Origin of the sequence: Streptomyces malaysiensis subsp. malaysiensis (assembly GCF_040653035.1) — a bacterium.
GTDB classification, from domain to species: Bacteria; Actinomycetota; Actinomycetes; order Streptomycetales; family Streptomycetaceae; genus Streptomyces; species Streptomyces malaysiensis.
In genome coordinates this window covers 61568-83746 of the sequence record NZ_JBEZNG010000011.1, presented here as the reverse complement: position 1 = coordinate 83746, position 22179 = coordinate 61568, and the positions used below count along the sequence as shown (strand labels likewise).

19 protein-coding genes are annotated in these 22179 nt (G+C 71.0%); 7 read left to right on the top strand and 12 right to left on the bottom strand.

The window, feature by feature from the left end:
• Window positions 1-44 precede the first annotated feature (44 nt).
• The 6 genes from AB0E24_RS22810 to AB0E24_RS22785 all read right to left on the bottom strand — a co-directional run bounded on the left by AB0E24_RS22810 (window position 45) and on the right by AB0E24_RS22785 (window position 5725).
• Entirely contained in the window at window positions 45-725 is a 681-nt protein-coding gene (locus AB0E24_RS22810) for a GntR family transcriptional regulator (RefSeq protein ID WP_102936518.1), read from the bottom strand.
• Window positions 726-835: 110 nt separating this feature from the next.
• The gene (locus AB0E24_RS22805) at window positions 836-2323 is read right to left on the bottom strand and encodes an aldehyde dehydrogenase (protein WP_359149127.1); all 1488 of its coding nucleotides are present in this window, start codon (window positions 2321-2323) and stop codon (window positions 836-838) included.
• The gene (locus AB0E24_RS22800; RefSeq protein WP_359379434.1) at window positions 2320-3393 is read right to left on the bottom strand and encodes an alpha/beta fold hydrolase; all 1074 of its coding nucleotides are present in this window, start codon (window positions 3391-3393) and stop codon (window positions 2320-2322) included. Before AB0E24_RS22800 ends, AB0E24_RS22805 begins: the two co-directional genes overlap by 4 nt.
• A gap of 4 nt (window positions 3394-3397) precedes the next feature.
• Window positions 3398-3949: an amino acid synthesis family protein gene (locus tag AB0E24_RS22795; protein WP_069860518.1), complete on the bottom strand. Its 552-nt coding sequence runs from the start codon at window positions 3947-3949 to the stop codon at window positions 3398-3400.
• Complete coding sequence (locus AB0E24_RS22790; RefSeq protein WP_069860807.1) at window positions 3946-4554, bottom strand: amino acid synthesis family protein; 609 nt, start codon at window positions 4552-4554, stop codon at window positions 3946-3948. Before AB0E24_RS22790 ends, AB0E24_RS22795 begins: the two co-directional genes overlap by 4 nt.
• A complete protein-coding gene (locus AB0E24_RS22785; protein ID WP_232639904.1) occupies window positions 4547-5725 on the bottom strand; it encodes an LLM class flavin-dependent oxidoreductase in 1179 nt (392 codons plus the stop codon). Before AB0E24_RS22785 ends, AB0E24_RS22790 begins: the two co-directional genes overlap by 8 nt.
• A gap of 181 nt (window positions 5726-5906) precedes the next feature.
• Here AB0E24_RS22785 and AB0E24_RS22780 point away from each other — a divergent pair, with 181 nt between their 5' ends.
• Entirely contained in the window at window positions 5907-6824 is a 918-nt protein-coding gene (locus AB0E24_RS22780; protein WP_079260023.1) for a flavin reductase, read from the top strand.
• An 81-nt stretch (window positions 6825-6905) separates the two neighbouring features.
• Window positions 6906-8333, top strand: a complete 1428-nt coding sequence (locus AB0E24_RS22775; RefSeq protein WP_069860521.1) for a purine-cytosine permease family protein — start codon at window positions 6906-6908, stop codon at window positions 8331-8333.
• A gap of 126 nt (window positions 8334-8459) precedes the next feature.
• On the opposite strand, the gene AB0E24_RS22770 is transcribed toward AB0E24_RS22775, so the two are convergent.
• Window positions 8460-8954, bottom strand: coding sequence for an Lrp/AsnC family transcriptional regulator (locus tag AB0E24_RS22770; RefSeq protein ID WP_059144620.1), 495 nt, complete (start codon window positions 8952-8954; stop codon window positions 8460-8462).
• Between the two features lie 99 nt (window positions 8955-9053).
• On the opposite strand from AB0E24_RS22770, the gene AB0E24_RS22765 reads away from it, so the two are divergent.
• A complete protein-coding gene (locus AB0E24_RS22765; RefSeq protein ID WP_069860522.1) occupies window positions 9054-9518 on the top strand; it encodes a PTH2-like family protein in 465 nt (154 codons plus the stop codon).
• A gap of 123 nt (window positions 9519-9641) precedes the next feature.
• On the opposite strand, the gene AB0E24_RS22760 is transcribed toward AB0E24_RS22765, so the two are convergent.
• A complete protein-coding gene (locus tag AB0E24_RS22760) occupies window positions 9642-10574 on the bottom strand; it encodes a ketopantoate reductase family protein (protein ID WP_251770931.1) in 933 nt (310 codons plus the stop codon).
• Window positions 10575-10630: 56 nt separating this feature from the next.
• On the opposite strand from AB0E24_RS22760, the gene AB0E24_RS22755 reads away from it, so the two are divergent.
• The 4 genes from AB0E24_RS22755 (at window position 10631) to dnaK (ending at window position 15761) form a co-directional block, all read left to right on the top strand.
• Complete coding sequence (locus tag AB0E24_RS22755; protein ID WP_359379422.1) at window positions 10631-11260, top strand: CGNR zinc finger domain-containing protein; 630 nt, start codon at window positions 10631-10633, stop codon at window positions 11258-11260.
• A 73-nt stretch (window positions 11261-11333) separates the two neighbouring features.
• Window positions 11334-12071 (top strand): YoaK family protein, encoded by a 738-nt coding sequence (locus tag AB0E24_RS22750; RefSeq protein ID WP_093707673.1) that lies wholly within the window; start codon window positions 11334-11336, stop codon window positions 12069-12071.
• Between the two features lie 285 nt (window positions 12072-12356).
• Window positions 12357-13760: a Si-specific NAD(P)(+) transhydrogenase gene (gene sthA, locus AB0E24_RS22745; RefSeq protein WP_079260811.1), complete on the top strand. Its 1404-nt coding sequence runs from the start codon at window positions 12357-12359 to the stop codon at window positions 13758-13760.
• Between the two features lie 93 nt (window positions 13761-13853).
• Entirely contained in the window at window positions 13854-15761 is a 1908-nt protein-coding gene (dnaK, locus tag AB0E24_RS22740; protein ID WP_351381760.1) for a molecular chaperone DnaK, read from the top strand.
• A 53-nt stretch (window positions 15762-15814) separates the two neighbouring features.
• On the opposite strand, the gene AB0E24_RS22735 is transcribed toward dnaK, so the two are convergent.
• The 4 genes from AB0E24_RS22735 to AB0E24_RS22720 all read right to left on the bottom strand — a co-directional run bounded on the left by AB0E24_RS22735 (window position 15815) and on the right by AB0E24_RS22720 (window position 21963).
• Window positions 15815-17284, bottom strand: a complete 1470-nt coding sequence (locus tag AB0E24_RS22735; protein WP_359379419.1) for an ABC transporter substrate-binding protein — start codon at window positions 17282-17284, stop codon at window positions 15815-15817.
• Between the two features lie 5 nt (window positions 17285-17289).
• Complete coding sequence (locus tag AB0E24_RS22730) at window positions 17290-19272, bottom strand: hypothetical protein (protein WP_231981165.1); 1983 nt, start codon at window positions 19270-19272, stop codon at window positions 17290-17292.
• 145 nt (window positions 19273-19417) lie between these two features.
• Window positions 19418-20590, bottom strand: a complete 1173-nt coding sequence (locus AB0E24_RS22725; protein ID WP_359379416.1) for an anhydro-N-acetylmuramic acid kinase — start codon at window positions 20588-20590, stop codon at window positions 19418-19420.
• Window positions 20581-21963 (bottom strand): MFS transporter, encoded by a 1383-nt coding sequence (locus AB0E24_RS22720; protein WP_359379414.1) that lies wholly within the window; start codon window positions 21961-21963, stop codon window positions 20581-20583. The genes AB0E24_RS22725 and AB0E24_RS22720 overlap by 10 nt, the downstream gene beginning before the upstream one ends.
• Window positions 21964-22179 lie beyond the last annotated feature (216 nt).

Here is a 22179-nt window from a genome sequence, read left to right as displayed (position 1 = left end):
CCCCCGCCGCCCTCGCTGTCCCGCCGTCCTCGCCGCCCTCGTCGTCAGGCCCGGGGCTCGTCCATGCCCGCCATCAGGGCCTGGTGGCTCATGCGCACATGGTCCCGCATCACCCGCTCCGCGCCGTCGCCGTCCTTGGCCTGGATCAGACTGAGAACGCGGTGGTGCTCATCGTCGGACTCGACCAGCCGGCCGGGCCGCGACAGCGAGGTGCGCACCAGCCGGGCGTAGGCCAGCTGGTTCATCAGGGTGCGGTAGTGCGCCTCCAGCTTGCTGTTGTCCGCGCCCACCACGATCAGATCGTGGAACTCATGGACCAGCGCCGCGTATTGCTCGGTGTCACCGTCCCGGACGGCCGCGTCGGCCGCCTTCATGGTGGCCTCCAGCCGCTCCACTTCGGGGACGTTCCCGCGGAAGGCGAGCAGCCGGGCGGCGGCGCCCTCCAGCAGCTCCTTCATCTGGAACAGCTCGGTCAGCTCACGCCGGGACGGTACGGCGACGAACGTGCCGACCCGTGGCCGCACCTCGACCAGCCCCTCGATCTGGAGCTGTTTGAGGGCCTCGCGGATGGGCGTCCGGCTGACGCCGAAGGTCTCGGACAGCGCCATCTCCGAGAGGCTGGAGCGGGGCGGCAGTTCACCACTGATGATCATCTGCCGCAGCTCTTCGGCGACCCTCGCCTGCATGCTGGTCTGCTGAAGCCGCTTTCCGGTGGGTCGTTGCATGGCACGTGACCCTAGAGGTGGCCATCGCCCCTCGTCAACTGAGGAAACGCGGGTGTGTTGTGCCATACAAGGACCCTTTCGGTGGCCATGGGCCATCAGCCGGAACCGCCTCAGGACCTCAGGATGAAGGGATCCCCGGCGGGCTCCTCGCTGGTGTTGACCCAGACGCTCTTCAGCCGGGTGTACTCCCGGATCACCTCCGTGCCGTGCTCGGTCCCCATCCCGCTGGTCTTGAACCCGGCCCGGGGCGACATCGGCGACATCGAACGGTAGGTGTTGGCCCACACCGTCCCCGCCTCCAGCCGGGCGGCCATCCGGTGCACCCGGTTCACATCCCGTGTCCACACACCCGCCGCCAGGCCGTACGCGGAGTCATTGGCGATCGCCAGGGCCTCCTCCTCGGAGCCGAAGGGCATCACGGTCGCGACCGGCCCGAAGATCTCCTCCTGGCAGATCCGCATCCCGTTGTCGGTGCCCGTGAAGACGGTGGGGGAGTAGAAGTACCCGTCGAGACCGGTCTCCGGCCGCCCGCCGCCGCACACCACCTTTCCGCCCTCGGCCCGGCCCAGCTCGACGTACGACTCGACCTTCTCCAGCTGCTCGGCGATGGCGAGCGGGCCGAGCTCGGTGGTCTCCTCCAGCGGATCGCCGATGCGGATCGTGGCCGCCCGTGCCGTGACCCGCTCCAGGACCTCGTCGTACACCTCCTGGTGCACCAGCACCCGGCTGCCCGCCACACAGGTCTGGCCGGCGGCCGCGAAGATGCCCGCGATCACGCCCATGGCGGCCGACCCCAGGTCGGCGTCCGGGAAGATGATGTTGGGGGACTTGCCGCCCAGCTCCAGGGTGCAGCCGATCAGCCGGTCGGCACAGGTACGGGCGATCCGGCGGCCGGTCGCGCTGGAACCGGTGAAGGTCACCTTGGACACGCCCGGGTGCTCGGTCAGCGGCGCGCCCGCCTCCGGACCGTAGCCGGTGACCACATTGACCACCCCCGGCGGGAAACCCGCCTCCTCGAAGAGCGGCGCGAGCGCCAGCAGCGAGGCCGAGGTGTGCTCCGAGGGCTTGACCACCACCGTGTTCCCGGCGGCCAGGGCCGGGGCCAGCTTGGTGGTGGTGAGCAGCAGCGGGGAGTTCCAGGGGGTGATGGCGCCGACCACGCCCACCGGTTCGCGCAGGGTGTAGTTGAGCAGCTCGCGGCTGGCCCCGGGGATCACCTCGCCCTGGATCTTGTCGGCGAGTCCCGCGTAGTAATGGAAGTACTCGGGCAGCCCGGTGAGTTGGGCCCGCATCTCGCGCAGCAGCTTGCCGTTGTCGAGGGATTCGGTACGGGCCAGCCGCTCCGCGTGTTCACCGATCAGATCGCCCAGATTCCGCAGCAGCCGGCCGCGCCGGGTCTGGCTCAGATCGCGCCAGCGCGGATCCTCGAAGGCGGCGCGGGCCGCGCCCACCGCACGGTCCACATCGGCGGCGGTGCCGCGCGCCGCCTCGTACCAGGGCTCGGCGGTGGCCGGGTTGACGCTTGCGAAGTAGCCGCCGTCGGCGGGGGCGGTCCACTCGCCCGCGATGTAGTGGTCATGGCGCGGCAGGGGATTCATGAGCGGTGGGACTCCTGTCCGGGGTGGGATCCGGGGCGGGTTCGGGAGCGGGTTCCGGTGAGGGTTCCCGTGTGGGGTCCGGGGTGGGTTCCCGTGTGGGTTCCGGTGTGGGCGAGGATCAGGTCGGCGAGTTCCTGGGGGCATTCCAGCGGCAGCAGATGGCGGGCGCCGGACACGATCACCGCCCGGCCGCCGGGGATCCGCTCGGCCAGCCGGTGCGACATGGCCGGGGTCGAGCCGGGGTCCCGTTCGCCGGTGACCGCCATGGTGGGGGCGGCGATCCGGGGCAGCCACGGCCACAGCCCGGCGTCGGCGGTCGCGAAGACCTGGTAACACGCCAGGTAGGAGGCCCGGTCGTTGGCCAGCAGCGTGTCGAGCACCTGCCGCGCCAGACCGGGCTCCTGGGCCCGCCAGGCGGGTGAGAACCAGCGGTCGACCGCCGCCCACGCGGACGCCCCGAAGTCCTGGACGGCCAGCTCCTGGCGGTGCTCCACCGCCGCCCGCTCCTCATCCGACCGGTCCGCGACCGAGCTGACCAGGGTGAGCGAGGCGGTGAGGTCCGGCCGGTCCAGCCCCAGTCGCTGGGCCACCAGGGCGCCGAGCGAGAAGCCCACGACATGCGTGGGGCCGCTCAGCAGTGCCGCGACATCTGCGGCCAGCTCGGCGAGGGACACCCCGGCCGCCGCGGCCGGGGAGGCGCCGTGGCCGCGCAGATCGACCAGCGTCACCCGGTGCCGGGCGGCCAGCGCGGGCAGACACCGGTCCCACAGGTGGCGGTCGAGGCCGACGCCGTGCAGCAGCACCAGCTCCGGGCCGTCGCCGTGTGCTTCATGGCTCAGCGCCACCGGCACCGGGGCACCGGCCCCACCGGCCCGCGCCTCCCGGCCGGGGCCCTCCGGCCGCGCTGAAGCCCCGGCAGGGTCCGCGGGCGCGTCGGCGGCGCCCGCCTCCGGTGTGGGCTCCGACGGCTCCGTGCCGGCCGTGGCCGCGGCGTCGGGGCGGAGCCCGGCCCGGGAGGCCGCGACGCGCGCCCGCGTACCCGCCTCGAACCCGCCCATGTCACTCACCATCCGCTCACCGCTCCGTCGACAGCGGCGCCAGCCGGGCCTGGGGGCGGCCCTGGGCGGCCGCCGCCAGCCCGATGACGATCTCGTCGGCGCGCGGCCCGTCCGCCACCCGCACCTCGACGCTCTGGTGGTGCGAGCGGATGGTGGCGTCGGTGATGTGCTTGAGCGGAATGTCGAAGACGGTCCCCGCGGCGGCCCGCTTCTCCACGGCCGGCAGCAGGGTGGTCGCGTTCGCCGCCCGGCGGAAGTGGTCGCCGAACTTCAGGGTGTGGATCAGCGCGGAGCCATGCTCGATCTCCCCGTCGAGCCCCACGATCGCGGCCTTCCCGTACGCCTCCACCGGTGCGCCCAGCGCCTCGACCACACGTGGCGCCAGCAGCTCGCCCAGCTTCGGCGCCGCCTCGTCGATCCCGGGCAGCAGATCCGTCACAAAGCCCTGACCTGCCCAGGGGTTCTCGATCACGGCGAGCACCACCGCCGTACGGGCCGGCGGGTCCACCGGGCGGCCGCCCTCGCTGTGGATGTCCTCGGTGAAGGTGATGATCTTGCGGATGTTCATGTCACGGTCTCCAGGTCGTCCAGATCGGCGAGGCGGATGAGGGGGTCGGTGGCGCGGTCCCCGATCCGGGCGTTCGGCCGGGGGCCGGACGCCCCGGCCGCGATGACGACGATCTCGTCCGGGCGGGGCGCGTCGGGGATACGGATCTGGCAGGTCTGGTAGTGCGAGCGGGTCGCGGCCGCGGTCTTGTGCCACAGCGGCACGGTCAGCGGTTCACCGGCCGGCAGCCGGTCGTCGCTGAAGACGATGATCGAGGTGCCCTCGGCCAGCTCGCGGAAGACATTGCCGAAGAAGGGGGTGTGGATCAGCGCGCCGCCGTGCTCGATCTCCCCGTCGAGCCCCACGATCGCGGCCTTGCCGAAGGACTCGATCCGGTCGACCCCGCCGAGCGCCTCGCTGATCCGGTCGGTGAGCAGCCGGGCCAGCCCCGGTGCGATCCGCTCGACCTCCGGCCCCAGGTCGGCGACGAAGCCGCCGCCGGCCCAGGGGTTGGCGATCACCGCGGCCGCCGCCACCCTGCGCACCGGCACCGCGACCGGGCGGCCGAGCTCCAGCAGCAGCTCATCGGTGACGGTGACGACCTTGCGCAGCCGCGCCTCAGCCATGGCCGCCACCGGTGGTGAACCGCGGCATGACCTTCTCGGCGAACAGCTCCAGGCTGCGCATCGCGTTGCGGTGCGGCAGACCGGGGTGGGTGGTCCACAGCAGCAGATGCTCCAGGCCCACCTCGTCGCGCAGCTCGGCGATCTTCTCCGAGACGTACTCGGGGGTGCCGACCAGCAGATTGCGCCGCTGGAGGAAGTCGAAGGACAGCTCATGGGCGTCGGTGAGCTCCTCGCCCGCCTCCATGAGGTTGGCCAGTCCCCGCCAGTGCATGATCCACCGGTAGGTGGTCATCAGCGCCTCTTCGAATTCGGCGCGCGCCTGCTCCATGGTGTCGGCGACATACACATCGCGCACCAGGCCGATGCCCTCGCCCAGCGCGTACTCGCGCCCCGACGCCCGGCTCGCGGTGTCCCGGTAGAGCTCGAACCGCTCCTTGAGCGCGGAGACCGGCGGCAGCCAGAACATCCCCTGGACGCCGTCCGCCGCGGCGGCCTGGATCGAGCGGGGGCTGTCGATGACCTGCCACAGCGGAGGGTGCGGCCGTTGCAGCGGAAACGGCGTGACCTGCATCTTCGTGATGACGCCGGCCTCGGTGTACTCCGGGGTGGCGGGGGAGAGCGGGTGGTTCCACTTCACTCCGGGGGCGGGGAACTCGTAGAAGCGGCCCCGGTGCGAGAAGAACTCGCCGCTCCACGCCTTGCGCAGCACCTCCACGGTCTCGTCGTACAGGGCCCGGTTCTGCTCCTGGTCGCGGGGATCGGCCAGGGCGTTGAGGTTGAGCGCCTCGCGGCCGTACAGCCCGCGTCCCAGACCGACCTCGACCCGGCCCCCCGAGAGCTGGTCGAGCATCGCGATGTCCTCGGCGAGCCGCAGCGGATGCCAGAAGGTGGCGATGGAGGCCGCCTGGCCGATCCGGATCCGTGTCGTACGGGCGGCGATGTCCGCCCCCATCAGCACCGGGTTCGGGGTGATCTCTATCGCCTCGTGCCCGAAGTGGTGCTCGGTGTACCAGGTCGACCAGAAGCCCGCCCGGTCCGCGGCGACCGCGAATTCCCGGGCCTCGGCCATGACTTCGGCGTACTCGCCGAGACGGCCCGGGGCACCGAGGTTGTGAAATATCGAGAAGCGCATGCAGCGTCCGTCCTGTTCTTCCGGCTCACGCTGTGCCATGGCAGGGAGGCTAGGAGTCCATTTCGGGGCCGTCAAGGGCCACCGATGGGAAAACTAGCTTGACCAGTGTCTTTAGCCTGTACCTGGAACTTTCTCGGCTCATCTGTCCCAAGGTGTTGACAGCTGTCGATGGCCTTTCTACGGTCCTCTGCCATACAAGAGCCGAATGAGGGAAGACGTCATGACGCATACTCTTGACCGCACCGCCCGCATCCGCTCCACCTGGCAGGCGGTCTGGGACCGGGGCCAGGTCGACGCGCTCGACCAACTGCTCGGCCCCGCCTATGTACGCCGCCGCGGGCCCGCCGCGGCCCCCCAGGACCGTGAGCAGTTCAAGGAGTCCATCCGCGCCGTCCGCCGGGCCTTTCCCGATCTCCGCACCGAGATCGAGGAGATCGTCGAGGAGGGCGAAACGCTGGCGATCCGCTGGCGCAGCACCGGCAGTCACACCGGCGACTTCCTCGGGGTCCCGGCCACCGGCAGGCCCGTCGAGGTCTCCGGCGCCACCTTCACCCGCTTCGACCACGGTGTGGTCAGCGAGGAGTGGGTGACCTGGGACCCCCGCCAGCTGCTGGAGGCGCTCGGGATCGTCACCACCACTCAGCGGGCGGCCGTCGACGCCGATCTGGTCCGTGGGGTGCACCGTAAGTTCATCACCGGTGTCACCGTCGTGACCTGCGACGACGACGGTACGCCACGGGGGCTCGCGGTCAACGCGTTCGCCAGCATCTCACTGGACCCGCCGATGGTGCTGGTGTGTGTGCAGCGCACCTCCACGACCCATCCCGCGCTGCACCGGGCCACCCATCTGGGGATCAACATCCTCGCCGCCGACCAGCTCGATGTGGCGAAGACCTTCGCCTCCAAGGCGGACGACAAGTTCGCCGGGCTGTCCTGGACCCGCGGCGAATTCGGCGCCCCGCTGATCGACCGGTCCTGCGCTCAGCTGGAGGTGGAGATCGGTGAGCGGCTGGAGGCCGGCAGCCACACCGTCTTCACCGGCCGGGTGGTCGCCGCCCGCCATGAGGAGCTGGCCCCGCTGGTCTACAGCGGCGGCGGCTTCTTCGACATCTCCCACACCGCGCCGCTGCCGTGGTGAGACACCGCCGTTCGGATCCCTCCGCCCACCGGCCCCCCGCCACCCCCTGACGTCCACTCCTCCCGTTCCAGGAGCACGCCCATGACCCACGACGACACGGCGCCGGTGTACGGCAGCGCGGTCACCAAGGTGGAGCCCTTCGGGGTCGACCACATCCCCGACAACGAGCGGCACGGCAAACCCAGTTCACAGTTCTTCGTCTGGTTCGCCGCCGGTCTCAACTTCCCCATCATCCTGCTCGGGTTCAGCGCCGTCGGGCTCGGCCTCAGCTTCGGCGCCGCCGTCGCCGCGATCGTGGTCGGCGCGGGTCTGGGCTCGCTGCTGATGGCCGTGATGTCCCGGATGGGCGTACGGCTGGGGGTGCCCCAGCAGATCCAGGCCCGTGGCCCGCTGGGCTTCTTCGGCAACTTCCTGCCGGTGGCGTACATCAATGTGTTCGCCGGGGTCGGCTGGGCCGCCGTCACCGTGATCCTCGGCGGCAAGGCCATCGCCGAGCTGACCCATCTGCCCTTCTGGCTCTGTGGACTGGCGCTCACCCTGGTCGAGCTGGTGGTGTCCATCTACGGCTACAACATGATCAATTTCCTTCAGCGGGTGCTGACCTATGTGCTCACCCCGCTGTTCGTCATGATCACGGTGGTGGCCCTGGTGCGGGGTGCGGGCACCTTCGGCGCCGATCCGAAGGCACCGGACTACGTCGGCTCCACCGGCGGCTGGATCACCTTCGGCGGCTGGTTCCTCTCCTTCCTCGTCGCCTGGGCGCCGTTCGCCTCGGACTACTCGCGCTATCTGCCCGACTCGCCACGTGTGGTGAGCCGCACCGCCTGGTACACCGGGCTCGGCAACTTCGTCACCATCTGCTGGCTCGGCATCCTCGGCGTGCTCCTCGGCTCCAGCGCCACCAGCTCCGACTCCATCACCGCGCTGCACCAGCTGACCGGGCCGTTCGCCGTCCCCGCCCTGATCGCCATCGGACTCTCGGCGCTCGCGCAGAACTTCCTCAATGTCTACGGCGGCGCGATCTCCGTCCAGACGCTGAAGGTGCCGGTCACCCGGACCCAGGCGGTCACCCTCATCTGCGCGCTGGCCTACGGGATCAGCCTGTGGGGACACTCCGGGACCGAGGACAAGTTCTCGGTGTTCCTCAACCTCACCGCGTACTTCATCGCGCCGTTCGCCACCGTGCTGCTGCTCGACTACCACCTGGGCGGCCGCTCCGACCCCAGCCGGATCGCCGAGCTGTACGACCGCGGACGGGTGCTCTCCTGGGGCTTTGTCGCCTGGGGCGGCGGAGTGGTGGCCTCGGTGCCGTTCTGGCAGTCCGACCTCTACACCGGGCCGTTCGCCTCGGCGTATCCACACGCGGGCGATCTGAGCATGTTCGTCGCGGCGGCCGCCGCCGCGGTGCTCTATCTGCTCACCTACCGGCTGCGGCCGCTGTGGGTGCGCGACGTCCCCGCCACCCCCGGGCCGCGGCCGGAGAAGGCGGCGGCGGTGACGGGATCCTGACGCCGCGTCGGTGAACGCCCCGGGGCGGGCGGTGCCGCGAACGGCGGTGCCGCCCGCCCCGGGGCGTGCCCTGCTTCGGCACCAGGACGCGATCGGCCATGAGCACGCCCTTCCCGGACCGCCGCGTTACCGCCTCCGGCGGGAGGGCGCGGGGCGCTCGGCGGGGGCGGGGTCGATACAGCGCGACTGGGCGTGTTCGTACACCATCGTGCTCTGCACATCCGCCACCTCACGCCGCTCGGTCAGGCGGTCGATGACGAACGCGTACAGCCCGTTGGTGTCCGGCACCGCCACATGGATCAGGAAGTCATGGGCGCCGGAGGTGACGAACAGGCCGATGGTCTCCGGCAGCTGGGCGGCCCATTCGCGGAAGCCCTCGATGACCGGCCGGGACGGCGGGCGGATCCGCACCGAGATCAGCGCCTGGACGGGGCGGCCGACCGCCTCCAGGTCGACGGCGGCGTGATAGCCGCTGATGATGCCGCGCTCGCGCAGCGCCCGGACCCGCTCCAGGGAGGTGGACGGCGAGACCCCCGTGCGCAGGGCCAGCTCGCGATTGGTCTGGCGTGCATCGTTCTGTAGCTCCCGCAGAAGAGCACGGTCCAGTGCATCAAGTTCCACGAAAGCGCTCCCTTGCCTGAGGAAATTCGGCGGACGATGCCGAAGCTCGGATGGATGGGTACCGTCCACCACATTAGCCATCGACAAGGAGTAGCGCTCGTGTCCGTTCCCCAGCTGTCCGACGAGGATGTACGCACCGATCAGTCCACCCGGCAGGCCAAGCTGAAGTGGGTGATCGTCGTGGCCGAAGAACTGCCCGCGGGCCGGGCGGTGAACGCCGCCGCCTGCATGGCCGCCGCCGTCGGCCGGGCGATGCCCGAGCTGCTGGGGCCGGACGGCACGGACGGCTCCGGCGCCGGCCACCCGGGGCTGCCCTGGGCCGGCTGCTCCATTCTGGCCGCCGGCCCGGAGGCGCTGCGCGAGCTGCGCGCCAAGGCCGCCGAGAAGGATGATCTCTTCCTCGTCGACATGCCGGGGCAGGCCCAGACCTCCCGGGTCTACGACGAGTATCTCGACGCCCTGGCCGCCACCAAGACCGAGGATCTGGACTATCTCGCGGTCAGCCTCGTCGGCCCGCGGAACAAGGTGAGCAGGCTCATCGGGAAGCTCCCCCTGCTCCGCTGAGCCCGCCAACCTCGTGACGTTCGCGCCGCCCCCGTCCGGACGTGGCGGACTGCCTGGTGTCGGCACACCCGGCGGGGTCCACCGGCTTCCCCGGCCTCGGTGCGGTCGTATGCGCGATGTGGTTCATGCCGCCGCGGCCGGATCGCCCAGTGCGTAGGGGGAGAGGATGTCGGCGACGGCCCGGTTGCGCGGGGTGGCGACGCCCAGCTCGGCGCCGAGGTCGGCCACCGCCCCGCTGAGCCAGCCGACCTCCAGACGGTTGCCGCGGAGCAGGTCGTTGTGCATGGAGGACGACATCGTGGCGGGCAGCGTGTCACAGAAGGCGAGCCGGTCGTCGGCGAAACCGGGGTCCAGGGCCACCCCCTTGGCCCGTCCCACGTCGACCACCTCGTGCATCACATCGCGCAGCAGGGACCGTGACCCCGCGGTCCCGCGGACCACCCCGATCGGCTGCCGCACCGCCGATGTCGTCGCGGAAAGGCCCACCAGGAAGACGAACTTCTCCCAGATGGTGCGCTCGATGTCGCCGCTGATCTCCGCGTCGATACCGGCCGCGAGACAGCGGTCGAGGAAGAGGCGGGAGCGAGGGGACTCCTTGCGGTCGTACTCCCCGAAGACCAGCCGCTGGAGCGTGCCGTTGTGCACCACCACCCCGGGCTCCTCGATGAACGCCGAGATATAGCTGACCCCGCCGAGGATGGATCCGGCCGGCAGATGGCGCCCCAGCACCGTGTCCTTCCGCACCCCGTTCTGGAACGACACGACGGCGGCGCCGCCTTCGGCGAGGGGCGCCAGCTGCCGGGCGACGTCCTCGGTGTCCCACAGCTTCACCGCCACCACGATCAGGTCGGGGGCCGCCAGATCGGAGATGGACGGCACCACCGCGTCGGAGGGCACCCGCATATCGCCCAGCGGGCTGCGCACCGTCAGTCCGTGCTCCCGGATGGCCGCGAGATGGCGGCCCCGTGCCACAAAGGTGACCGCGTCCCCCGCGGTGGCGAGCCGCGCGCCGAAGTATCCGCCGACGCCACCCGCGCCGATGATCCCGATCCGCATGATGTGCCCCTCACCCTCAGCCTCTTAGTAACCCCTCAGAGGGTTACCATATTCGCATGAGTTCCTCGACGGAGCCGGTCCCGCGGCCGCGGGTGACCGCTCGGCTGCGAGCACTGCGCTTCGACGCAGGGAGCCTCGCCCTGAATCTCGTCGCGACCCTCGGGCGGCGGAGCAGCACCCCGGTCGAGCGCCTCGGCACCCTCGACCGGCTGCGGGAGTGGTGCGACGGCGTGGGGCTGCGGCTCCACGACGAGGCCGTCACCGATGAGCTGCTCACCGAGCTGTGGACGCTGCGCGAGGCGGCGTACGACGTGGTGGCGGCGGTCGTCGAGAGCCGGCCCCCGTCCGCCGCGTCCGTGGTGCTGCTCAACGACCGGGCGTCCCCCGCCCCGCCGCAGTCGCTGCTGCGGGCCACCGGCACCGGGGTCACGGTCGACGGCGGCGACCGCCCCCTGTCCGGGCGGGAGCTCCAGTCGGCCGTGGTCCGCGACCTCATCGCGGTGCTCGGCGACCCGGAGCGGCGCGGGGCGCTGCGGCGCTGCGACGCCTCGCTGTGCACCATGGTCTACCTCGACCACACCCCGGGCAGAAGGCGCCGATGGTGCTCCATGCGGCTGTGCGGCAACAACGCCAAGGCCGCGAAGCACCGCCTGCGGCAGGCATCCGCCGCCTCGGCCGGCTCCTGAGGCCCCCGGCGCTCCCAGGGCCGCTGTTTCCGGTGTGCCGCCGGGGGCACCCGAGGTGCCCGGAGGAGTGCCGATGGCCGATGAGACCGAGAGCGACACCGACACCGACTCCGCGCCGAAGCGCCGGCGCCCCGGCCGGGCCGGTGGCCCCGCCGGAGTGGTGGCCGCCGTCGCGCTCACCCTGGTCACCGGCTCGATGGACGCGATCAGCTTTCTGGCGCTGGGCGGCGTCTTCACCAGCGTCATGACCGCGAATCTCTCCCTGCTCGGCATGTCGACCGCGTCCCTGGACCCGGAACTGGCCCGGGGCACCGTGATCGCCATCGCCGGATACATCGTGGGTGCGCTGCTGAGCGGGCGGATCGTCCGCGGCCCTCGGCCGGCCCGGCGGGCCCGGTGTGCGCTCGCGGTGGAACTGCTCGTGCTCGGCGGGCTCTGGGCGGTATGGGCGGCCGCCGGCGGCCACCCCACCGGCGGCCGGCAGCTGGGGCTGCTGGCGGTGGCCGCCATCGCCATGGGAGGGCAGAGCGGACTGGTGCGGGCGGTCGGGCCGGCCGGCTTCTCCACCACCTATCTGACCGGCATCCTGACCGCGCTGATGGTCGACGTGGCACGCGGTGGAGGGGTGCGCCGGCTCAGCATCGCGCTGCTGGTGTCCCTGGTGGTGGGCGCCGCGGCCGGTGGGCTCCTGGTGGCCCATGCCGCGCGGGCCGCGCCCGCCCTGCCGACGGGGCTGGTCGCCCTCGTGCTGCTGGCGTCCCTGACCTCGCTGGCCCGGGACGCCCATGGCCATCTCTGGCCCCATACCTGAGCGGAGGCCCCAGAGGCCCCATACCTGAGCGGAGGCCCATACCTGAGCGGATCGGCGGAGGTCGGCTGCGGTTCGGTGGCGCCCCGAATTGGCGCGGGGCCGTGTCGATATGCGGCTCCGCCGCGCGGGCGCGACCGGCCACGATGGCGCCGCGGGCGATCGACGGCAGGTCGGGGCACTTCCGGCGGAGCGCGCAGGAGAACGCCCCAAGTCCTCCGGTACCCGTGCGGGTTGACCGGTGATTCACTCTTCCGGCGGGGTGTCATCCGATGCCAGACTCGGTCCGTGACCGACTTTGACATGCTTGTGATCGGGTCCGGGCCGGGTGGCCAGAAAGCTGCTATCGCGGCCGCCAAGCTCGGTCGCCGGGTAGCCGTCGTCGACCGCAGGGAGATGGTGGGCGGGGTCTCCCTGCACACCGGGACCGTTCCGTCGAAGACCCTGCGCGAGGCGGTGCTCTACCTCACCGGGCTGACCCAGCGGGATCTCTACGGTCAGAGCTACCGGCTCAAGGAGGAGATCACCGTCGCCGACCTCACGGCCCGCACCCAGCATGTGGTCGGCCGTGAGGTGGACGTCGTCCGCAGCCAGCTGTCGCGCAACCGGGTCGCGCTGTACCCGGGCACCGGGCGGTTCGTGGACGACCACACGGTGGCCGTCACGGACCCCACCGGCCAGGAGCAGCTGCTGACCGCGCGGCATATCGTGATCGCCACCGGCACCCGTCCGGCCCGCCCGGCGAGCGTGGAGTTCGACGAGCGGACGATCATGGACTCCGACTCCATCCTCAACATGGAGCGGGTGCCGCGCTCCATGGTCATCGTGGGCGCCGGGGTGATCGGCATCGAGTACGCCTCGATGTTCGCCGCCCTGGGCAGCAAGGTCACCGTGGTCGAGAGCCGCGAGGGGATGCTGGACTTCTGTGACGTCGAGATCGTCGAGGCGCTGAAGTACCGGCTGCGCGACCTGGCCGTCACCTTCCGCTTCGGCGAGACCGTGGCCGCGGTCGAGCGCCATCCGCGGGGCGCCCTGACCATCCTGGAGAGCGGTAAGAAGATCCCCGCCGACGCGGTGATGTACTCCGCGGGGCGCCAGGGGCTCACCGACGCGCTGGACCTCGACAAGGCGGGGCTCACCGCCGACCGGCGGGGCCGGATCGCGGTGGACGAGCACTACCGCACCGCCGTACCGCATATCTACGCGGTCGGCGATGTCATCGGCTTCCCGGCGCTGGCCGCGACCTCCATGGAACAGGGGCGGAACGCGGCGTACCACGCCTGTGAGGAGCCGGTGAACCCGATCCACGACCTCCAGCCCATCGGGATCTACAGCATCCCGGAGATCAGCTTCATCGGCCGCACCGAGGACCAGCTCACGGACGAGAAGGTGCCCTTCGAGGTCGGCGTCTCGCGCTATCGCGAGCTGGCCCGGGGCCAGATCGTCGGCGATGCGCACGGCATGCTGAAACTGCTGGTCTCCCCGGAGGACCGGCGGCTGCTCGGGGTGCACTGCTTCGGCACCGGCGCCACCGAGCTGATCCATATCGGCCAGGCCGTGATGGGCTGCGGCGGCACCGTGGACTATCTGGTGGACGCGGTGTTCAACTATCCGACCTTCGCCGAGTCCTACAAGGTCGCCGCGCTCGACGCCACCAACAAGATGCGCGAGGTCGACCACTTGCGGGAGTGACCCCCGGCCCAGCGGCCCACCGGCCCCTTTCCTTGACCCTTCCCGAATAGCACCTTTTGGGATACTGGGAGACAGATTGGGAGGAGGGCTGAGATGACTCGCGCAGTCGGTATTGACCTGGGTACGACAAACTCGGTCGTATCCGTCCTGGAGGGCGGTGAGCCGACCGTCATCACCAACACCGAGGGCACCCGGACCACCCCCTCGGTAGTGGCCTTCGCCAAGAACGGCGAGGTACTGGTGGGGGAGGTCGCCAAGCGCCAGGCGGTGACGAACGTGGAGCGCACCGCGCGATCGGTCAAGCGCCACATGGGCGAGGACCGGTGGCGGTTCCCGGCCACCGGCGACATCGACGGCAAGCGCTACACCGCACAGGAGATCTCCGCGCGGGTGCTCCAGAAGCTCAAGCGCGACGGGGAGGCGTATCTCGGCGAGGACGTCGCGGACGCGGTGATCACCGTCCCCGCGTACTTCAACGACTCCCAGCGCACCGCCACCAAGGAGGCGGGCGAGATCGCCGGGCTGAAGGTGCTGCGGATCATCAACGAGCCGACGGCCGCCGCCCTGGCGTACGGGCTGGACAAGGAGAACGACCAGACCATCCTGGTCTTCGACCTCGGCGGCGGCACCTTCGACGTCTCGCTGCTGGAGATCGGCGAGGGGGTGGTGGAGGTCAAGGCCACCAACGGCGACACCCACCTCGGCGGCGACGACTGGGACCAGCGGATCGTGGACCATCTGGTCTCCCGCTTCAAGGGTGGCTACGGCGTCGACCTGGCCAAGGACAAGATGGCGGTCCAGCGGCTGCGCGAGGCGGCCGAGAAGGCCAAGATCGAGCTCTCCGCGGCCAGCGAGACCACCATCAACCTGCCCTACATCACCGCGTCCGACCAGGGCCCGCTGCATCTGGACGAGAAGCTCACCCGCTCGCAGTTCCAGCAGCTGACCGAGGACCTCCTGGAGCGCTGCAAGGCCCCCTTCCATCAGGCGATCAAGGACGCCGGGACCAAGACCTCCGATATCGACCATGTGATCCTGGTCGGCGGCTCCACCCGGATGCCCGCCGTGACCGGCCTGGTCAAGGAGCTGACCGGCAAGGAGCCGCACAAGGGCGTCAACCCGGACGAGGTCGTGGCGATCGGCGCCTCGCTCCAGGCCGGTGTCCTCAAGGGTGAGGTCAAGGACGTCCTGCTGCTGGACGTCACCCCGCTCTCCCTCGGTATCGAGACCAAGGGCGGCATCATGACCCGGCTGATCGAGCGGAACACCACGATCCCGACCAAGCGATCGGAGGTCTTCACCACGGCCGAGGACAACCAGCCGTCGGTGCAGATCCAGGTCTTCCAGGGCGAGCGCGAGATGGCCTCGTACAACAAGAAGCTGGGGATGTTCGAGCTGACCGGGCTGCCGCCGGCGCCGCGCGGGGTGCCGCAGATCGAGGTCGCCTTCGACATCGACGCCAACGGCATCATGCATGTGTCCGCCAAGGACCTCGGCACCGGCAAGGAGCAGCGGATGACCGTCACCGGCGGTTCCGCGCTGCCGAAGAACGACATCGACCGCATGATGCGCGAGGCCGAGCAGTACGCGGAGGAGGACCACAAGCGCCGCGAGGCCGCCGAGACCCGCAACCAGGCCGAGGCGCTCGTCTACCAGACCGAGAAGCTGCTGCGGGACCAGGCGGACAAGGTGTCGCAGGACGTCCGGCAGGAGGCCGAGGCGGCGGTCGCGGAGCTGAAGCGGACGCTGGAGGGCGAGGACACCAACGCGATCCGCGAGGCCACCGAGCGGACCGCCACCGTCGGGCAGAAGATCGGCACCGCCATCTACGCCCAGGCCCAGCAGTCCGCCGCCTCCGGCGGCGGGCCCAGCGGCTCCGCGGCCGGGTCCTCCGGCGACGGCGGGGACCGGGCCCACGCGTCCGACGAGGAGGTCGTGGACGCGGAGATCGTGGACGACGACAAGGGCGGGGACGAGAAGCCCGGGGGAGGCGCCGGCTGACCGTCACCGCTTCCTGGCCGGCCCGCCCGTCACGCCCTGGGACGGGCGGGCCGTCACTGCTTCGCGGGCGGCTCATCGCGCGGCTGTGAGACCTCCACCAGCTCCGAGCGCCCCTTGGCGTTGAGGTGCAGGATCGGAATGACCTTGTCGCGTGGATTGCCGTTGTCCTGGAACGAGAGGAACCCACTGGCTCCCGGCACCCGCTGACCGCTGTTCATCTGGTGGAACATCCGCGCCACCGATTCCCCGGTCACGTCGCCCAGCGCCGCCATCCGGATGCCCTGGGCGGCGGTGAGCACCGCGTCGTGCGCCATGATGGCCTGGCCGTCCTGATGCTGGTCGTCGGGGAACCACTTGGCCAGCGACCCGCCCGGCTGGAAGTGGCGGGCCGACAGCCGGGAGACGGAGTCGCGGTCCTTCTGCCACATATCGGGGTGCGCCAGACCCGTGTAGAGCACCCGCACCCCGGTCTCGGCGGCGTGGGCCAGGTCATCGGCGGTGAGGTTGGTGGTGTCGTCGCCGGTGATCACCATGAACTCCCGGTCCTGGCACGGACGGTTGGCGATCGCGTCCAGGAACCGGGTGAGGTGCTTGCCGCGGCCCGCGAAGAAGACCGCTTCCGGCTTCTGGTCGCACAACTGCCCCGACATGTATTGCAGTTCGTTCTGCCAGGTCTTGCGCACCGAGGAGTCGTAGGTCATCCGGTCCGCCACCAGCTCATGGCCCTTCGCGTCCTGGAAGACATCGGTGAAGGCGTCCCCCAGGGTCTTGGCGTAGTAGTTCTTTCGCGCGTCGTCCTGGACCACCACCGCCGTACGGACCTTCTGCTTCTTCAGATACGCGGAGGCGGCGTACGCCTCGTCCACATTGGTCGGGGAGACCCGGACGAACCGTCCCTCGGGATCCTCGATCCTGGTGGTCGTCATGGTGCTGGCGACCAGGGCGAGACCGTTGCGCGACAGCTGCTTCAGCGCCGTGAGGTTCGACTCGTCGCTGGGGCCGAGTCCGGTGACCGCGACCAGCTTGTCATGGGAGGTCTTCCGGTCGATCAGCTCGTCGACCGTGTGCTCCCAGTGGGCCGCGACGCTGCCCATATTGGCGATCAACAGCTTGATCTTGGGAGATGAGGAGCGATCGCCGCGGTTGTGCCGGTACTGCGCCAGATACGCGCCTTCGAGCTCATGCCGGACCGACTCCTCGGAGTTGCTGTCGTCGTCGGTCAGCGTGAAGGAGGTCATATAGGCGACGCTGACGTACTTTTCACCGTGCTCCTCCAGCAGGTCGTTCTCTTTCTTGATCTTGTCTTCCACGGACTTCAGATGGTCCGCGAAGATGAACGAACCGTCGGTGACACCGACGCACTCGTGGTCGTCCCCCAATTTGACGACGCCGTCGCCACAGCGCGCCCGCCGCTCCTGGATCCAGTCGACGGTGAGCGGGACCGCCACCGCGAGCACCGCGACGACGATCACGCCGATCACCACCCGGCGCACGATGTGCAGCGGCCATTCCAGTCTCGGCACAGGTCTCACCCCTCGCTCGTGCGCGTCAGCGGATGGCGCCAGTGGCGGTACCGCTCCGCCTCGTTGAACAGGGCCACGATGTCGGTCCTCCGCAGTCGTGAGAGCTGGTTGAAGCCGTCGGCGATCATGTCGTTCAACCGCATCGCGGGGTCGGTGAGCGGATCGCTCCACACCCAGCGCACCGTGATCAGCTCCCGGATCACCGAGGCGGTGGTGACCGCTTCCGGTGGCTCGTCCGGGGCGAGGCCGGCGAGCAGCTCCAGCGGTCCGCCGGCCGGCCCAAGGCGGTTGGGGGCGGCCGTGATGGTGTTGAACTCGCTGATCCACTGCGCCGCGGGCACCGCCGGGAAGCGCGCCACCAGATACCCGGTGACCTCGTCGATCCGCTCCGTCGCCAGCCGGTGGTACATCTCCTGGACCGTGCGCCCCTCGGACTTGAAGTGCTCGGCCAGCAGCTCGTGCACCGCGTCCCAGTCGTCCGGACGCGCGGCCAGCCGCCACAGCAACAGCCGCCGCGGCCAGGGGTGGAGGGCCGGGGTCACGGTGCCCGGGCTGTGCAGCAGCCAGCGGCCGCGGACCTCGCCGAACAGTGAGTCGCCCGTGCCCAGCAGCCGGGTGCCGACGGACAGATCGCGCGCCGCGGCGCACTCCTCGAGCGCCGCCCGCTGCGCGGGGTGAAAACCGTGCAGCAGATGGTCCAGGGCGGCTTCCGCCAGCGTCCGGGGGTCCTCGCCGTCCCGTGGCGTACGGTCCGGCAGGGTGCGCAGCCAGCGGTCCTGCTCGGCGCCGTCCTCGATGGGCACGGCCGAGTGCCGGAACAGCTCCAGGACCTGGCTGACCGCCCGGGGGAGCCCCGCGGTCAGCCGGTGGATGAAGGGCGCGAGCCGGGTGAACGGAGCGAGGTCGGGGTGGTGGCGCAGCTCCAGCTCGATCCGGATGCGCACCTCGTCCAGATTGAGGTCGCGCAGCCGCAGCGGATACCACCAGGTGTCATCGCTGTCCCGGCTCGGCCGGTACTCCGTCCAGTCCGTGAGGGAGGCCCGGTCCGGGCCGCGCAGCTGCCAGGGCCACTGATCGCCGGTGGCCGGGCCCCAGCGGGGCAGCCACCGGTTGGAACTCGCCACGACGGTGAGCGGATCGCAGTCGGCGCCCGCCACCACGGCGTCGTCATGGCGCGCCCGGATCAGCAGATCGAGGAAGCCGCGGCCGTACTCGGTATGGGAGTTGTCGAGCATCAGCAGATAGGAGCGGGGCATGAACGAGTGGCGCACATTGGAGCGCATGTCCTCCAGCAGGGCCGAGAACAGCACCCGGTCCAGCCGCTCCTGATCGTCCTCGTCCCCCTCGTGGCGCCACAGGTTGAGCTCGACCAGCGCCTCCCACGGATCGCGGCTCTGGAGCAGCGGATGGCCGCCGTACCAGGCGGCGCTGCCGGTGAACTTGCGGCCCGGCAGCCGTCTTCGGCCGCGCCGCAGCGCGTCCCGCAGCAGCGCGAGCGCCGCCGTGGAGGCGCCGTCGGGGGCGCCCACGGCGCCTCCGGCCACCTCGAAGAAGGCGGCGAGATAGTCCCCGTAGCGCGCCTCCGCCTGCTCCTGGAACGCGTCCAGCTCCCGGCGGATGTTGCGCCGCCCCTCCGCGAGGCTCGTCATCCGCAGCTGGTGGTCCGAGGCGAGCAGACCGAGCGTCAGCCGCGGGAAGTGCGAGCGGCGGTAGCGCGGCAGCTTGCGCTCCAGCTGGCGGGCGAGCAGCGCCAGCGCGTACCGCGGCAGCAGGGACTGCTCACCGCCGAGATTGACATAGGCGAACGGCGTCTCGGGGCCGAACTTCTCCATCAGCGCGCCATGCGCGTCGCTCGCCCCGCTGCCGCGCGGCCCCAGCAGCATGATCACCGGCCGCTCGTCCGTGGGCTCCAGCCTGAGACACTCCCCGACCAGGCTGATGATCCCGCTGCGGCCTCTCAAGCCCACGCCCATTGCGGATTCCGTCACGTGCCCCCGTCCCCCCGTCGACCCCCCGTCAGGAACCGGGGGGTTGTTCACCCACGTTCACCCCTTCGATAGCAGGCCGTTCCCAACGTACCTCGGGTGCGGCCGAAGCCGACATCCCCTTTCCCGGCCATGAGGTGCCGTCCGCTCAGCGGCGGAAGATCTCCAGCCGGGTGGGCGCCGCCCGCCCCGGCGCGGGCAGACGGAGCCCGCGAAGGCCCGGGGTGATCGACCCCAGCACGCTGGCATGGCGGGCGCCGGTGCAGCTCGGCGCCGTACCGGCCAGCCCATGGGCGGTCAGAAAGGCGAGTACGGCGAAGGCGTACGCCTCCTTCGCGGCCGCTGGAAGGCCGAGCTCATCGGAGGTCCGCAGCGCGACACCGCCCAGCGCCCGGCGCAACGCCCCCATCAGGGTGGGGTTGCGGATGCCGCCGCCCGAGGCGAGCACCTCGGTGGCGTGCACCGACCGCACCGCGTCGGCCACGGTACGGGCCGTCAGCTCGGTGACGGTGGCGACCACGTCGTCGTCCCGAACCGGACCCACGACGGCCAGGGCGGCCCGCAGATAGGACCCGTGGAACAGCTCCTTGCCGGTCGTCTTGGGCGCGGGCAGCGCATAGTACGGCTCGGCCAGAAGCCGCTCCAGCAGCGGCTCGTGGACGGTGCCGCGCGCCGCCATGGCGCCGTCCGTGTCATGGTCCAGCCGCCCGCCCGTCAGATCGCCGACCGCCGCGTCGATGAGCGCGTTCGCCGGGCCGGTGTCGAAGGCCAGCGGATCGCCCGCGCTCGACACCACCGTGATGTTGGCGATCCCGCCCAGGTTCAGGGCCGCGCACACCCCCGGCCGCCCGCCCAGCCACAGGGCGTCCACCAGGCTGACCAGGGGAGCGCCCTGGCCGCCCGCGGCCACATCGCGGGTGCGCAGATCGGAGACGACCGGGCAGCCGGTGGCCTCGGCGATCCAGGCGGGCTGGCCGAGCTGGAGCGTGCCGTGCACCTTTCCGCCCTCGGCCCAGTGGTACACCGTCTGGCCATGAGAGCCGATGAGGTCCGCGCGGCCCTCGCACAGCTCCCGGTCGGCGCGGGCCGCGAGCGAGGCGAACGCCTGGCCGATACGGGTGTCGAGCGCGCACACCTCCTTCATGGTGGTGGCCGCCGGGGGCAGCGCGGCGCTCAGCGCCGACCGCAACGCCTCCGGATACGCCTCGCCGACCAGCCCCAGCGGGGCCAGCACCACGGTGTCGCCGTCGAGCACCAGATCGGCCGCCGCGGCGTCCACCGCGTCATGGGACGTGCCCGACATCAGGCCGATCACCCGCATGGCGTCTCCTCCTCCCGTCCGGCATCCTTCCCCGGCCGCGCCGCGCCGGGCAGTGCGCCACGGTGGTGCTCGCCGCGCAGGGTGAACAGCGCGACCACGCTGATGGCGCAGGTCACCATCACGTAGTAGGCCGGGATGTCGACCTCGCCGGTGTGCTCGATCACCTTGGTGATGATGAGCCCCGCGCAGCCGGAGAACACCGCGTTGGACAGCGCGTACGCCAGCCCGAGACCCGTGTACCGGACCCGGGTCGGGAACATCTCGGCGAGCATGGCCGGACCGGGCCCCGCCATCAGGCCCACCACCACGCCCGCGACGAAGACCGCCGCCCCTTGGACCCATGCCGAACTGTCCGGGTCCTGCAACACATTGAGCAGCGGGAAGGCCAGCACCACCACCAGCGCGGCCCCGGTCAGCATCACCGGCCGCCGCCCGATCCGGTCGCTGAGCAGGCCCGCCGGGAGGATGGACAGCGCGAAGCCCGCGTTGGCCACCACGGTGGCGACCAGCGCCTGCTGGAAGGTGGCGTTCAAGGTGGCCTGGAGATACGACGGCATGACGACCAGGAAGGTGTAACCGGCCGCCGCCCAGCCCATGATGCGCGCGGCCCCCATGACGATCGCCCCGGCCATCTCACGGGGATCCGCCACCCGCTCCGGTGGGGCGGATGCCGGTGCGCTGGTGGCCTCCCCGTCCGCCGCCGCGCGGAAGAACGGGGTCTCCTCCAGCCTCAGCCGCAGCCACAGCGCGACCAGCCCGATCGGCAGGGTCAGCAGGAACGGCAGCCGCCACCCCCAGTCGGCCAGCGACTCCTCGCTCATCACGGTGGCCAGCACCGCCGCCGCACCGGCCCCGGCCAGCAGCCCCAGCGCCACGGTGAACGACTGCCACGCCCCGTACAGCCCGCGCCGCCCCGGCGGCGCGAACTCCGTCATGATCGACACCGCACCGCCGAACTCCCCGCCCGCGGACAGCCCCTGGAGGATCCGCAACAGGGTGAGCAGCCAGGGGGCGGCCACGCCCAGCGTGTCGTACGTGGGCAGCGCTCCGATGAGCGTCGTGGCGGCGGTCATCAGCAGCAGCACCAGGATCAGCGTGGGCCGGCGGCCGATCCGGTCGCCGACCCGGCCGAAGACGGCGGCGCCGATGGGGCGGAAGAAGAACGCGATCCCGAAGGAGGCGTAGGTCTTGACCAGGCCCTCGAGCTCGCTGCCGCCCTGAGGGGTGAAGAAGTTCGCGGCGATGATCGTCGCGAAGAAGCCGTAGACACCGAACTCGTACCACTCGATGAAGTTGCCGACCGAACCGGCCACCAGCGCACGGCGCGGGGCCCGTCCGGCGGCACGCTCACCGGGATCCGCTGAGGACGTCATCACATCGGGGCCCTTTCAGCCGTGACCGCCAAGGGGATGTGATGTCCGTACCCGTCGGGGGCGGCGGCTACCGGCGCGAGCGCGGCTCAAGTGGCGTACGAGGTCTTGGCGGGAGGCGCCGAAGCCGTCCTTCAGGCGCGGTCGAGCAGGCCCGCACGGGCGTGCCTACACGAACATGCCCGTCACGAGGGGCGTCCCCCGCGTATCAGCCCGTCT